General features: G+C 61.6%; 12 protein-coding genes and 2 pseudogenes. All 14 read right to left on the bottom strand.

Annotated features, from left to right (window positions below):
* Positions 1 to 5: 5 nt before the first annotated feature.
* On the bottom strand, positions 6 to 473 hold the full coding sequence (gene fabZ, locus ABVK50_RS11065; protein ID WP_353641517.1) for a 3-hydroxyacyl-ACP dehydratase FabZ: 468 nt from the start codon (positions 471 to 473) through the stop codon (positions 6 to 8).
* On the bottom strand, positions 466 to 1,524 hold the full coding sequence (gene lpxD / locus ABVK50_RS11060; protein ID WP_353641518.1) for a UDP-3-O-(3-hydroxymyristoyl)glucosamine N-acyltransferase: 1,059 nt from the start codon (positions 1,522 to 1,524) through the stop codon (positions 466 to 468). Before lpxD ends, fabZ begins: the two co-directional genes overlap by 8 nt.
* Positions 1,525 to 1,574: 50 nt before the next feature.
* Complete coding sequence (gene bamA, locus ABVK50_RS11055; RefSeq protein WP_353641519.1) at positions 1,575 to 3,962, bottom strand: outer membrane protein assembly factor BamA; 2,388 nt, start codon at positions 3,960 to 3,962, stop codon at positions 1,575 to 1,577.
* A 218-nt stretch (positions 3,963 to 4,180) separates the two neighbouring features.
* Complete coding sequence (gene rseP / locus ABVK50_RS11050) at positions 4,181 to 5,320, bottom strand: RIP metalloprotease RseP (RefSeq protein ID WP_353641520.1); 1,140 nt, start codon at positions 5,318 to 5,320, stop codon at positions 4,181 to 4,183.
* Between the two features lie 108 nt (positions 5,321 to 5,428).
* The gene (locus ABVK50_RS11045) at positions 5,429 to 6,244 is read right to left on the bottom strand and encodes a phosphatidate cytidylyltransferase (RefSeq protein WP_353641521.1); all 816 of its coding nucleotides are present in this window, start codon (positions 6,242 to 6,244) and stop codon (positions 5,429 to 5,431) included.
* Complete coding sequence (locus ABVK50_RS11040) at positions 6,241 to 6,993, bottom strand: isoprenyl transferase (RefSeq protein WP_353647029.1); 753 nt, start codon at positions 6,991 to 6,993, stop codon at positions 6,241 to 6,243. The genes ABVK50_RS11045 and ABVK50_RS11040 overlap by 4 nt, the downstream gene beginning before the upstream one ends.
* Complete coding sequence (frr, locus tag ABVK50_RS11035; RefSeq protein WP_353641523.1) at positions 6,993 to 7,553, bottom strand: ribosome recycling factor; 561 nt, start codon at positions 7,551 to 7,553, stop codon at positions 6,993 to 6,995. Before frr ends, ABVK50_RS11040 begins: the two co-directional genes overlap by 1 nt.
* Positions 7,554 to 7,593: 40 nt before the next feature.
* Entirely contained in the window at positions 7,594 to 8,316 is a 723-nt protein-coding gene (gene pyrH / locus ABVK50_RS11030) for a UMP kinase (RefSeq protein ID WP_353641524.1), read from the bottom strand.
* Positions 8,317 to 8,419: 103 nt separating this feature from the next.
* A complete protein-coding gene (tsf, locus tag ABVK50_RS11025; protein WP_353641525.1) occupies positions 8,420 to 9,343 on the bottom strand; it encodes a translation elongation factor Ts in 924 nt (307 codons plus the stop codon).
* A 115-nt stretch (positions 9,344 to 9,458) separates the two neighbouring features.
* The gene (rpsB, locus tag ABVK50_RS11020; RefSeq protein WP_353641526.1) at positions 9,459 to 10,244 is read right to left on the bottom strand and encodes a 30S ribosomal protein S2; all 786 of its coding nucleotides are present in this window, start codon (positions 10,242 to 10,244) and stop codon (positions 9,459 to 9,461) included.
* A 194-nt stretch (positions 10,245 to 10,438) separates the two neighbouring features.
* Positions 10,439 to 10,767: pseudogene (locus tag ABVK50_RS11015) on the bottom strand (putative quinol monooxygenase).
* A gap of 13 nt (positions 10,768 to 10,780) precedes the next feature.
* Positions 10,781 to 12,100 carry a hypothetical protein gene (locus tag ABVK50_RS11010; RefSeq protein WP_353641527.1) on the bottom strand — a complete coding sequence of 440 codons (1,320 nt, stop codon included), beginning with the start codon at positions 12,098 to 12,100 and terminating at the stop codon, positions 10,781 to 10,783.
* A gap of 148 nt (positions 12,101 to 12,248) precedes the next feature.
* Positions 12,249 to 12,518: pseudogene (locus ABVK50_RS11005) on the bottom strand (DUF4031 domain-containing protein); the annotation flags it as partial.
* Between the two features lie 15 nt (positions 12,519 to 12,533).
* Positions 12,534 to 13,361, bottom strand: coding sequence for a cell envelope integrity EipB family protein (locus tag ABVK50_RS11000; RefSeq protein ID WP_353641528.1), 828 nt, complete (start codon positions 13,359 to 13,361; stop codon positions 12,534 to 12,536).
* Between the last annotated feature and the right edge of the window lie 41 nt (positions 13,362 to 13,402).

Genomic DNA, 13,402 nt, shown 5'->3' with positions numbered 1-13,402 from the left:
CCGGGTCAGGCCGTCGGCGGCGACATCATCGCCGAGATCTCGGCTTCCGCGGCTTTCGCCCCGTCTACCATCGCCTCGCAGGCAAAGCGCCAGATATTGCCGCGCTTCTTCAGCTTTTTTACGTGAATTTCAAGGCGGTCACCCGGCACGACCGGACGGCGGAATTTGGCATTGTCGATGGTCATGAAATAAACCAGCGACGGCTTGTCGGTCTTCTGGCTGCGGATGCAGATGGCGCCGGCCGTCTGCGCCATCGCTTCGACGATAAGAACGCCGGGCATGACCGGCTGCTCAGGGAAATGGCCCTGGAAATGCGGCTCGTTGATGGTGACGTTCTTGATGCCGATCGCTGAATTGTCTTCATCGATTTCGATGATTTTGTCGACAAGCAGGAACGGGTAGCGATGCGGCAGGAGTTTCATCAGGCCCAGAATGTCAACGATATCGAGCGTCGCTGGCGGCGTATCAGCCATTATCATCACCCTTTTTCGGCCTGGTCTGCGCCAGCCTGCGGATCATCGCAAATTCGCGCATGGCTTCTTTCATCGGCTTCGCCGGATAACCCGCCCAGACTTCGCCGGCCGGCACGTCGTGCATGAACCCGCTTCGCGCCGCAAGCTGCGCTCTGTCGCCGATCACCACATGGTCGGCCAGTCCCACGCCGCCGCCCATCAGGACGTTGTCTCCAATGGTGACGGAGCCGGAAATGCCGGTGAGACCGGCAATGATGCAGCCACGGCCAATGCGAACGTTGTGGGCGATCTGGACCAGATTGTCGATCTTGGTGTTCTCGCCGATGACGGTATCGGCCATTGCCCCGCGGTCGATGGTGGAGTTTGCTCCGACCTCGACATTGTCCTGGATGACCACGCGGCCGATCTGCGGAATGCGCTCGGGCCCTCCGCGGCCGGCGACGAAGCCGAAGCCGTCCTGGCCGATCTTTGCGCCGGCATGGATGATGACGTGGTTGCCGATCAGCGCGTACTGGATGGTGGCGTTGGGCCCGACATAGGCGTTGCGGCCGATCTGCGAATTGCGGCCAATAACGACATTCGGCGCGATGATCGTGCCGGCTCCGATCGAGACCCCTGCCCCGATCACCGCGCCGGCTTCCACGACGACGCCGGCCTCGAGATGCGCCGTCGGGTCGATATGGGCCGCGGGCGAAATGCCGGTCTCACCGGTGATTGCGCCGGGTGTCGCGGCATCGGGAAAAAGCAGCCGACCGACCATGGCGAATGCGCGCTGCGGCGTCGGCGTGACCAGTACGGCGATGCCGGAAGGCGCGCGGCCGGCTATATCGGGAGTGACCAGAACCGCCGCCGCGTTCAGCTTGTCGAGCAGCCCGGCATTGCGCTTGCCTTCGACGAAAACAAGCGCACCCTCCCCGCCAGTGGCAGCCGACGCGATGGTCGAGATGGCAGTTGCGGAATGTGCGCTATCTGCAAGTTCGGCGCCGGTAAGGCTTGCGATCTCGCCCGCCGAATAGCGTCGTGACGGCACGAAGAAGACCGGGTCTGACATGCAAGCCTTTTCTTCCGGGCCATTCAGGCCCGGAAGCATCTTTCAACCAATCAGAAGCGGGTCGAAATGCCGAAGTTGAAGTTCTGTTCCTCGTCGTTCTCTTCCTTAACGACCGGAACCGCGTAGTCGATGCGCAGCGGACCGAAGGGCGAAGCCCAGATCAGGCCGGCGCCCACCGAAGCGCGCCACTCCATGCCGGTGCCGACGAGATCGATCGTAGTACCGGCCGTATCGATGTCGTTGCCATAGAGCGTCGCTGCGTCCGCGAAAACCGCGCCACGCAGGCCGAAGCTTTCCGGAACGACTGGAACCGGGAACTGCGCCTCGACGGACGCATTGAAGTAAGTCGTACCGCCGAGATGATCTTTGTCATCAGAGGCATCATCGTACGGGCCGATGCCGTCGAATTCGAAGCCGCGGATCATCCGGTCATTGCTCTTGAAGTGATCAAAGATGCGCAGATTGCTTTCCGAGCCGAAGCCGGCGATATGGCCGCCGCCGACACTGACCAGGCCGACGATATCCATTTCTTCCGAAAGCGTGTGATAGTAGCTGCCACGTCCTGTCAGCTTCACGTACTCCGCATCGCCGCCAAGCCCGGCGACTTCAGTCGTGAAGTTTGCGTATATGCCCGAATGCGGGTTCTTCATGTCGTCGATGGTGTTGTAGACGAGCCCACCCGAAACGGACGATTTGTTCCACGGGCTGTTCTCGACTCCGTCGATAATGGCTTCCGATACGCCGCAATCCGGGTCCGGCGTGCCGGGAACGTCTGGATCGTCGCAGCCTTCACGGAACTCGTACTCTTCCTGTGTGAAATTATAAGCCAGCTGCGTGCTGATGTTCTCGGTGATCGGAAGGCCGAAGCGTACGGTCGCGCCGGTCAGTTCGCTCTCGTAGTCGTTGTAGCGGCGGGTCTGGCGGAAGACATCGAAGCCTGCCGCGATGCGTCGTCCGAGGAAGTAGGGCTCGGTGAAAGACAGCATGAAGTCGCGCGAATCCTTGCCACCGCCGGCCGAAAGCCGGATGAACTGGCCACGGCCGAGGAAATTACGCTCGGTGATCGCACCTTCGATCGAAGGTCCGGGGGTCGAGCCGCCCGTCGTGTAGCCCGCGCCGATCGAGAATTCGCCGGTCGACTTCTCCACAACATCAACGACGAGCACCACCTGGTCCGGCTCCGAGCCGGGAGCGGTGGCGATCTCGACGCGCTCAAAGTAATTAAGGGCTTCGAGCCGTCTCTTCGCGCGCTGGATCAGCACCTGATTGAACGCGTCGCCTTCGCTGACGTCGAACTCGCGGCGAATGACATAGTCACGCGTGCGCGTGTTGCCACGGATCTCGATGCGCTCGACATACGTTCTCGGGCCCTGATCGACCGTATAGACAACCGAAATGGTGCGGTTTTCGAAATTGCGGTCGCCGCGCGGCGTGACCTGCGCGAAAGCGTAGCCGAGACCGGCGACATGCTCGGTAAGGGCAATGATGGAGTCTTCGACATTCTTGGCGCTGTAGACCGCACCGGGGCTGGTTTCGACCAGCGAACGCAGAGATTCGCCATCGACGCCCGCAATCGTACTCTCGACGCTCACATCACCGAAGGTGTAACGCTCGCCTTCGTCGACCGTGATCGAGACCGTGTATTCGTTGGTTGCCTCGTTGAGCTCACCGAACGCCGAGACGACCTGGAAATCGGCATAGCCGCGGTTGTAGTAGAAGCGGCGCAGCGCTTCCTCGTCCGCGCGCAGGCGCTCCTCGTCATAGATGTCGTCCCGCAGCAGGAATGACAGAATGGTCGAGCGCTTGGTGGCGATCACGTCGGAGAGCCGTCGATCGCTGAAAGCGTTGTTGCCGGTGAAATTGATCGAGGCGATCTTGGTTCGGTCGCCTTCGTTGATCTCGAACACGACGTTGACGCGGTTGTCCCCCAGATCAATCGTTTTCGGGGTGACAGTGGCGTCGTTGCGGCCAATGCGCTGGTAGGCCGCGCGGATCGCTTCCGCATCGGTTTCCAGCGAGGCGGGCGAAAACGTGCCGCGCGGCTTCAACTGGACGGTGCCGGCTAGCTGTGCGTCCTTGATCTTCTTGTTGCCTTGGAAAAGGACCTGATTGACGACCTGATATTCCGAAACCTGCACCACCAGCGTCGAGCCGACCTGGGTGATGCGGACATCAGAGAACAGACCGGTGCCGAACAGGCGCTTCACAGCCTCGTCAATGTCGGCGTTGGAAAACGACCTGCCGGGGCTAATGGAGAGGTAGTTGCGGATGGTTTCAGCGTCGACCCGCTGATTACCACGCACATCAATGCTGCTGACAACCGCCGCCTCGGCCATTGAAACTGATGCAAACTGCAAAACGGCTGCGCCCGGAACTGCCAGAGCAGCAGACACAGCCACCGCGGAAGCGGCGCTCAAAAACTTCGTAACTGCCTTCATCGGGCTTTAAAACCTTTTCTCGAAGTCCCCACGGCGAGAAAACCGGACGTGCGGTAAATTTCCCATACCGTATTAACCGGATTTTCCCTACACGCAAGGCTTCTGGTTAATTTGCGTTTACTTCGCCATTCCGCGTGGCTTTCGCGTCACGCATATTCCCCGCGATGGTAAACGCCGTCGTAACGACAGCAGTCGCCAGCCCAAATTTCTTCATGTTTTCAGCACCCAAACAGGTCGTTCCAGAAAACGAACGCCATGAAGGCTAGAACAAGAATCATCCCCGTTCGGTACACCGCCTCCATCATGCGCTCCGACACAGGACGCCTGATGACGGCCTCTATGCCGTAGAAAACCAGATGGCCCCCATCCAGTGGGGGAATCGGCAGAAGGTTCAAAAATCCAATGCCAACGGAGAGCAGCGCAATCAGTTCGACCAGCCGCTCGAAGCCGAGCTTGGCCGCCTTGCCGGCCATGTCGGCTATCTTGATCGGACCGCCGAGCTGGCATTTGTCCTCGCGCCCGACCGCGAAGCGCTTCAGGAACTGGCCGGTTCGCATGATGATGCGGCCTGTCTCACTCACGGCCTCCGCCACCGCGCCGGGCACGCTGTATTCGATGACGCGGAACTGGCCGACTTCCTTGGTGTTGACCACTCCAATGACACCGATGCGGAAGGTGTTGCCGGCGGCGTCCTTCTGTTCGGTGACTTTGGGTGTCGCCGTCAGTTCGATCTCTTTGCCGTCGCGCAGCAGCACAAAGTCGAGCGGATCGCCGGCGCGGCCGGAGACATGGTACTGGACGTCGGCGAAAGTCCGTACCGGACTGCCGTTGACACTGACGAAACGGTCGCCGGGCAAGAAGCCGGCTACTTCGGCGGGGCTGCCGGCCTGAACTTCCGCGATTGTCGGTTCCGAGACGACGCGGCCATAGGTTGAAAAAAACGTCGCAAGCACCGCGATCGTCAGCAGAAAATTGAACAGCGGTCCCGCGACGACCGTCGCCGCACGTTTCCAGACCGGCTGGGTGTGGAACGCCACTTGGCGCTCGGCCGGCGTCAACTTCTCGGCTTCCTCGGCATCAGGCGTGCTGGTGACGTTCATGTCGCCGACGAATTTGACATAGCCGCCGAGCGGTATGGCCGAAAGCTTCCAGCGCGTGCCGCGGCGATCGTTGAAGCCGAAGATCTCGGGTCCGAAGCCGATAGAAAAGGCCTTGACGCCGATGCCGCACCAGCGGCCGACAAGATAGTGGCCCATCTCATGCACGAACACGACGACCGTCAACACGAACAGGAACGGCAAGATAGTGCCGACAAGCAGGCTGTCTAAGCCAAACAGCGTTGAAAACAACTCGTTCAAATCGTGCCCTCGATCAAAACCGCCATTGCGACGATCGCGCCGCGGACTGTGACCTCAATCCCGGCGAATCCGTGGCGCAGACACACCAGAAGCCGGGTGGTCTTCCGCTCAGAGCGGAAACAATCCATGCGCCGGATGATCGGCGCCGCCCGCCATCCAGCCGATGACGTATAGAGCAAACGCCGCCGCGACAAGCCCGTCGACGCGATCCATGACGCCACCATGGCCGGGAATGATGGCGCCTGAATCCTTCACGCCGCAGCGCCGCTTGACCCAGGATTCGAACAGATCGCCGATCTGGGACACGATCGAGAGCAGCAGCGCTACTATGCCAAGGACGGGAAGATTGGCGGCGCCCGCAAGAGCTGCGGCGATGAGCCCCGCGGCAAGCCCGCCGACAGCGCCGCCAATCGCGCCGCTCCATGTCTTACCGGGCGAGATCGCCGGCGCGAGTTTTGGGCCGCCGATGGCGCGCCCAACGAAGTAGGCGAGTATGTCGGTTGTCCAGACCGTGGCGAACAGAAACAGGATGGCCACGAGCCCGGCATTGTCGCCGCTGCGCAGGAAAATCAGCGAAACAGCGGAGAATCCGGCATAGGCAAGCCCGATCGTCGGCCACGAACCCTGCCCGCGGATGAGCCCCATCACGATCGAAGCCACCAGGGCGCCGGCCAAAACGAGCAGCACCGTCGCAGCCGGCAAGCCCGCTATGAGCGACAGCAGCACCGCAGCCAGGATCAGTGCCGTCAGCACCTGGTAGGAAGCATTGGCGACAGTGCGGGACATGGCGCACCATTCGTAGAAGATGGCGGCGCCGATCAGCACCGCCAACAACCGGAACGGCAGCCCGCCGAGCCAGGTCAGCCCCAGTACGACGATCGCCAGCACGGCAGCCGAGAGGACGCGAAGCTGCAGATTGCTCATAGCGCCACATCTCGGGCCGACGGGCCGCCGAAACGCCGTTCGCGCGCCGCGAACTGGCTAAGCGATTCGGCGAAATGCTCACGGGTGAAGTCGGGCCAGTAGCATGGCAGAAATACGAGTTCACTATAGGCCGCCTGCCAGAGCAGGAAATTCGAAAGCCGCATTTCGCCGCTGGTGCGGATGACGAGGTCAGGATCCGGAATGTCGCGCGTGTCGAGCGCCTCGGCGACGGCTTCCACGGTAATGTCGCCAGGAGCGATTTTTCCTGAAGCGGCGGCGGCGGCGAGCTTTTGCGCGGCGCGGGCGATCTCGTCGCGGCCACCGTAATTGAAGGCGATGACGAGTTTCAGCGCATCGTTGCCGGCGGTCAGCGCCTCGGCCTCTTCGAGCAGCGCCTTGATATCGCCCTGCAGCCCGGCGCGATCGCCGATGATTTTTACGCGAACGCCGTTCTGGTGCAGTTCGGCGAGATCACGCCGGATAAACAGCTTCAGGAGCCCCATCAGGTCGCTGACCTCGGATTTCGGCCGCGACCAGTTTTCCGAAGAGAAGGCGTAGACGGTGAGCCAGGAGACGCCGAACTCGCCAGCTGCCCGCACTGCCTGGCGCAACGCTTCGACGCCGGCGCGATGCCCGGCAAGGCGTGGAAGCCCGCGGGCCTTCGCCCAGCGGCCGTTTCCATCCATGATGATCGCGACATGCGCGGGCGTTGTCATTTCTTCGCTTTCGGCCGCGGCATTGCCGAGCATCAGACGTGCATGATCTCGGCTTCTTTCGCCGCCAGCAGGCTGTCGATCGAGCTGATCGTCTCGTCGGTCAGCTTCTGAATCCGGTCAGCCTGCTTGCGGTGATCGTCCTCGCTGATATCGCCATCCTTTTCAGCCTTTTTAAGGTGATCCATGCCGTCGCGGCGAACGTGCCGGGCGGCGATGCGCGCGTTCTCGGCATAGGTGTGGGCGATCTTGACCAGTTCCTTGCGGCGCTGTTCGTTGAGTTCCGGCAGCGGAATGCGCAGCGTCGTGCCGTCCATGATCGGGTTGAAGCCGAGATTGGCTTCGCGAATGGCGCGGTCGACCGCGCCGACCATAGACTTGTCCCAGACGGAAACCGAAATCATGCGCGGCTCCGGCACCGAAACGGTCGCGACCTGCGTGATCGGCATGGCCGAGCCATAGGCCTGGACCATGACCGGATCGAGCAGGTTGCTGGACGCGCGGCCGGTCCTCAGAGAAGCCAGATCGTGCTTGAACGCGTTGATCGCTCCATCCATGCGCCGATGAATGTCGTTGAAGTCTGCCCCGCTGGTCATTTTCACTCTCCTTGGCCCCTACGTCGAGCCAATTTGGTCTTCAGGTGTCGGCGACGATCGTGCAGTGACCGCCACCGGTTAGGATTTCGCCGAAACCACCCTGCTCGTGGATCGAATAGACGATTATCGGGATGTTGTTTTCGCGTGCAAGCGCAATCGCTGCAGTGTCCATAATCAACAGGCCCTGGCTGATAACGTCGGCGTGGCTAATGCGGCTATAACGCACCGCGTTAGGATCCACTTTCGGATCGGCCGAATAGACGCCATCCACCTGTGTTCCCTTGAACAGCGCATCCGCGCCGATCTCGGCGGCGCGGAGCGCAGCGGCCGAATCCGTGGTGAAGAAGGGATTGCCGGTGCCACCGGCGAAAATCACGACTTTGCCCTGGTTCATATAAGCCGTCGCCTGGCGCTGCGAAAAGCTCTCGCAGAGTTCGGGCATGGCGATTGCCGAAAGGACCACCGCGTCAACGCCGAGCTTGACCAGCGAGGTGCGCAGCGCCAGCGAATTGATGACGGTCGCAAGCATACCCATGTGGTCGCCGGTGACCCGGTCGCCACCCTTGGAGGCCACGGCCACGCCGCGAAAGATGTTGCCGCCGCCGATGACGACCGCCACTTCGACCCCGAGCGCCCTCGCCTCGGCGATGTCGGAGGCGATGCGGTCGACGACTGAAACGTCGATGCCGAAATGCTGATCACCCATCAGCGCCTCGCCCGACGCCTTGAGAAGCACGCGCCGGTACAGGGGTTTTTTCGTCATCGCTTCCTCGTCGGTATCGTGTTCATGCGCGCGATACACGAAGGGCACCGCGTTGTCACGCGATGCCCTCCTCATAAACCGCCATGAAAAGCTTGATGCGGCGTTACTTTTTCACCGCAGCCGCGACTTCCGCCGCGAAGTCGCTTTCTTCGCGCTCGATGCCTTCGCCGAGCGCAAACCGGAGGAAGCCGGTGATCTTGGCCGGCGCGCCGATTTCCTTCTCGGCTTCCTTCAGTGCAGCCTCGACCGTAATGTCGGGGTTGAGCACGAAGGACTGCTTCAGGAGCACGACTTCCTCGTAGAACTTCCGCATACGGCCTTCGACCATCTTTTCGATGATCGCCTCCGGCTTGCCCGATTCGCGGGCCTGCTCGGTGAAGATCGCCCGCTCGCGCGCAACGGCGGCCGGATCGATCTGCTCTGCGGTCAACGCCAGCGGGTTGGTGGCCGCGACATGCATCGCCACCTGGCGGGCAAAGGTGCGGGCCGCATCGGCGTTGCCGGCGGTCTCGATCGCGACCAGCACGCCGAGCTTGCCGAGGTTTTCGGCGACCGCGTTATGGACATAGGTCGCAACGGCGCCTGCGCCGACCGACAGCTTCGCCGAGCGGCGGAACGACAGGTTTTCGCCGATAGTGCCGACGGCATCCTTGATCGCCTGCACGACGGTCTTGTCGGTGCCGGGGTACGTTGCGTTGGCGACCGCTTCGGTCTCGCCGCCGACAGACAGCGCCACCTGCGCGACATTGCGCACGATCTCCTGGAAGGATTCGGCGCGCGCGACGAAGTCGGTCTCGGAATTGACCTCGACCACGACGGCCGAAGTAGCGTCGCCGGCGACGCCGACCAGGCCTTCAGCCGCCGTGCGGCCGGCCTTCTTGTCGGCCTTGGCGATCCCCTTGGCGCGCAGCCAGTCGACGGCCGCTTCCATATCGCCATTGGTCTCGGCGAGCGCCGCCTTGCAATCCATCATGCCCGCGCCGGTCATGTCGCGGAGTTGTTTGACCTGTGCTGCCGTAATGCTCATTTTTGCCTCTTGGATCGAAATGCGCGAGCGCACCACCGAGTGCTCGATGATGCGCCTGCCGGCGACGCGGCAATCCGCGTCGCAAGAATTAGGGCCGGAGTCCGGCCCCGTCGATTTACGCTTCGGGAGCGCCGGCTGCCGGCGTCTCGTCGAGCGTCGGCTCGACAGGCGCTTCGGCGGCAGCGCCGATATCGACGCCGAGAGCGCCCTGCTGGCGCGCAATGCCGTCGATCGCTGCCTTGGCGATCAGATCGCAATAGAACTGGATCGCGCGCGCTGCGTCGTCATTGCCCGGGATCGGGAAGTCGATCTTGTCCGGGTCGCAGTTGGAATCGATGATGGCCACGACCGGGATGCCGAGACGCTTGGCCTCGAGGATGGCGATCGCTTCCTTGTTGGTGTCGACCACGAACATCAGGTCGGGCGTCGAGCCCATGTCCTTGATACCACCGAGCGCCTTGTCGAGCTTCTCGCGCTCACGCTGAAGGTTCAGAAGTTCCTTCTTGGTGAGACCGCGGCTGCCTTCACCGGCCAGGATCTCGTCGAGCTTGCGCAGGCGCTGGATCGAATTCGAGATCGTCTTCCAGTTGGTCAGCATGCCGCCGAGCCAGCGCGAATTGACGTAATACTGGGCCGAACGCTGGGCCGCATCGGCGATGATGTCCGAAGCCTGGCGCTTGGTGCCGACGAACAGCACGCGGCCACCTTTGGCGACGGTGTCGGAAACCTGCTTCAGAGCCTGGTGCAGCATAGGCACCGTCTGCGAGAGGTCGATAACGTGGATGTTGTTGCGGGCGCCGTAGATGTACGGAGCCATCTTCGGGTTCCAGCGGTGGGTCTGGTGGCCGAAGTGAACGCCAGCTTCCAATAGCTGGCGCATGCTGAAATCAGGCAGAGCCATTCTTTGTCCTTTCCGGTTAGCCTCCACGGACACTTGACGTTTCTGGGAAAGTTCCCTTGACGCCACCGGAGGTTTCAGCCGGATTTCTCCCGGGCAGACACCAAAGTCCGTGTGTGGAATGAGCGCGCATATAGAGGGAACAGCGCTGCAATGCAACCCGGGCCCTGCCAATCGGTGGCCAGCGGTTTTAATCGCTACGCCTTAGACTTCGCGCTCAGGATGATCGGGTCCGCATCGACAATGCGGAGAGACCTGACCATGGTCGATGTCAACGCCTTGTATTTGAGAAAATGAGGTGACTGCAGATGGGCATCATAAGCTCCCTGATCGGCCTAGACCTCAAGGATTCGGATGTTCGTCGGGCTTCCCTTGACCGACTGGCGTACAGCATCAGCACCCCTGGTTCGATCCTGACCGAGGCTTCGATCTCCTCCCGGAGTAAGGCCTTATAAGTGTCAAATTGAGACGGGTCGATTTCGAGTTCCGCGATTCTTACGAGCGGCCCGCTACTTGTTTTCGCCATCATAACGGATCCACTACCTCGCCAATCCAGAACTTCGGGAATGATGGAACGGATTGGGATAAAATCTCAAACTTCCGCTCGCGCGCAATCCGTCATTGATCTCGTCCAGCGCCGCCTGCATGCGGCGGCGGATCTCGGCCATGGCGTCGGCCGGCGTGCCCTCGAACTGGTGCATTGCGAGTGGTTCCGGCGCCCGGATATAGGCGCGGCGCGGTCCGGCCGGCTGCGGCAAGAAACGGTTCAGCGTGTCGCGCATCGTGCCTTTGCAGCAATCGTTGCGGATGCGCTTGATGTGCTCGGCGATCCCTTCCTGGGTTACCATCTCGTCGGCGAAAGCGAAGTCTCCGATGCGCTGGACACGTGTGACGGTTTCCGACAGCGACTTCACCTGCCTGCGCAATTCCGGATCGGCAGAGCTGTTTTCACGAACGAAGCGCCGCGCGCTCCGCATCGTCTCGTCACGGTTCGATGGGACGGCCTCGGGCAGGAGTTCGCATAGTCGGTCGTGCATGACTGAAAGCAACGCTTCCTGCCGCTCCGCGAACGGCGCGCCATCCGCCTCCACGCCGTTCTTTCCCTCATCCCGGGACAGTAAAGTCTCGTAGATGCGGTAGACCCGGTCGGGAAGTGCGATCGAGCGCGACGCCGGCTCTATCTTCAGGCTGCGCTCGACATAGGCGCATTCCTTCATGAGATCTGCCTCCACGTCGCGGGTAAAGACCAGTTTCCAGACGATCGGCGCGATCCAGACCTCGAGTTCGCGCCCTGCTTCGCGGCTGCGTTGGAACGCTTCCAGTGCCATCTCGGCGGCCCCGGGCATCAGCGGCGCGACGAAATCGCCGTGCCACCCGACGCTGCCTTCCGGATGCAGCAGCACGCTGTGACCCTTCAGCGCCCAGTCGACCGAATGTTCGCGCGCGGCTTGGCTGTTGCCCGGAATCTGCGCGATCAGATTGTTGGCGAGCCAGAATTTCTGCGCTGCTTTACCGAGGCCGTTGACGACGCCATTGGTCGCCCAGAACGCGGCAAGCGGACAGACATGCGAGGCGATCTCCTTGTCGATCATCCAGTCGGTGAAAAATTCGGGATGATTGGGCGTGATGAAGGTCGCCTTCCCCTGCCCGCACACAGCGGCAAGCCGCCCGCGGTCGCCTTCGGGAAAATCGATGTGACGGACATTGGCGATACCACGCAGGCCCGCGATCCTGTTGAACGGAGGAATGTCGCGGAAACCGAAAACGCCCCGCAGCATCAGGACGCGGTTCACCACCGTCATCGCCTTGATCAGCGGCACGCTGGGCACCGGCGCCACGAAAGTATCGAGCCTGCTCAAATCTGCCTCCCCGCGTGTTCATGCCTGCGCAAATGCATGCTGTCGGGGAATTGAGGCGGGCTCAAGTCAAATTTGAACGATGTTCAAGAAATTTCTGGGATTGGTTTATGATCGCTGGAAATGCGCTCGCGGCCGGAACAGCGATGGAAGCCTTGCCATTCTTCACACGCACTCGCCGGCAGACGGCAACGATCTCACTACGGCTGCAGGCGACTGCGCCGAGCCTGACAGCGCGGTCGCGTTCGAAGGCGGTGATGTCATAGTGCGGCGCGGCGGTCTTGGGCGGGCCCTGATAGGATGATCGATGAAGGCCGAGTTTTGCAGCGAAAGCGTGGAGTTCAGCCATATCGTCGGCCATCAGATGGCACCAGCGTCGGCCCGCAAAGCGCCAGATCGCCTCATCGACATAGACGGCCATGCAGAGAAAGACCCGCTACTGGTTGCAGTTCTGCGGGGCCGGGTCGAACAACGTCAAATTGACCAGCTTGCCGGTCATTGAGAAGTCGTTGTAGTCCATCACCAGATCGCGCGTCAGACCGTTTTCGTGCAGCTTGAAGCTGATGCGATACTCCGGCACTTCCTCGCCGCCCTCGGTCGCCTCGTCGAAATAGGCAATGTCGACCGGCCAGAATTTTTCCTTGGCGAACCCGGCGAGCGCCGGGGCTTCCGGATCGCTTTTCTCCACCGGTTCCTTCTTGCCAACCACGACAGTGGTGGTCATCACTTCGTCACCATCTTCGGAACCGTCGAAGATGCTGGTTTCGTAAAAATTCTCACCGGTGTTGGCCTTGCCGATCAATTCGACGAGGTGCTGCGTCGGAAACTGGGTGCCTTCCAGTTTGACGCTGTTCGGTTCCGGCTTCTCTATTTCGACCTTCAAACCGTCCGCTTCGCGCCGCGCCGTGCCCTTGAGCTCGCGCTCCAGCGTCTGATCGGTGAAGGATTTTGTCACGAAGGAGAAGGTCTTGCCGTCGGCAGCCTCGAAGGTCGTCGTCTGCTGATCCGTCAGGCGCGAGTTCTCGCTGGTGTCGATCTGCGTGACGAAGCGGAACTTGACAGTATAGCCCTCGCAGGCAGAGCCGTTGAACTCGTAGACCATGCGGCCGGATAGACCGGTTATGCCAGAACGGTCGGACGCTTCGTCGAGCACGAGGTCGTAAACGGCACGGTGCGGCGCGAGTGGCGCTGCGGCCAGAGCCGGCGCAGAGATGAGCACCGACGGCGAAACAAGGGCTAGCAGGGCAAGGCGCTTTGCGCGCATGTAATCACTCCGGTCCGCATTGCGACGGCTTGGCCGCTTCA

The sequence above is a fragment of the Mesorhizobium sp. WSM2240 genome, from assembly GCF_040438645.1.
In the GTDB taxonomy this organism is placed as follows: Bacteria; Pseudomonadota; Alphaproteobacteria; order Rhizobiales; family Rhizobiaceae; genus Allomesorhizobium.
Note: the sequence above shows the minus strand (reverse complement) of the source record. Positions and strands in the feature narration are given on the sequence as shown.

Coding starts and splice junctions, on each gene's coding strand:
- ABVK50_RS11000 (WP_353641528.1), bottom strand. CDS start 13,361: ATGCGCGCAAAGCGCCTTGCCCTGCTAGCCCTTGTTTCGCCGTCGGTG.
- fabZ (WP_353641517.1), bottom strand. CDS start 473: ATGGCTGATACGCCGCCAGCGACGCTCGATATCGTTGACATTCTGGGC.
- pyrH (WP_353641524.1), bottom strand. CDS start 8,316: ATGACGAAAAAACCCCTGTACCGGCGCGTGCTTCTCAAGGCGTCGGGC.
- rpsB (WP_353641526.1), bottom strand. CDS start 10,244: ATGGCTCTGCCTGATTTCAGCATGCGCCAGCTATTGGAAGCTGGCGTT.
- ABVK50_RS11040 (WP_353647029.1), bottom strand. CDS start 6,993: ATGCTCGGCAATGCCGCGGCCGAAAGCGAAGAAATGACAACGCCCGCG.
- bamA (WP_353641519.1), bottom strand. CDS start 3,962: ATGAAGGCAGTTACGAAGTTTTTGAGCGCCGCTTCCGCGGTGGCTGTG.
- lpxD (WP_353641518.1), bottom strand. CDS start 1,524: ATGTCAGACCCGGTCTTCTTCGTGCCGTCACGACGCTATTCGGCGGGC.
- ABVK50_RS11045 (WP_353641521.1), bottom strand. CDS start 6,244: ATGAGCAATCTGCAGCTTCGCGTCCTCTCGGCTGCCGTGCTGGCGATC.
- frr (WP_353641523.1), bottom strand. CDS start 7,553: ATGACCAGCGGGGCAGACTTCAACGACATTCATCGGCGCATGGATGGA.
- tsf (WP_353641525.1), bottom strand. CDS start 9,343: ATGAGCATTACGGCAGCACAGGTCAAACAACTCCGCGACATGACCGGC.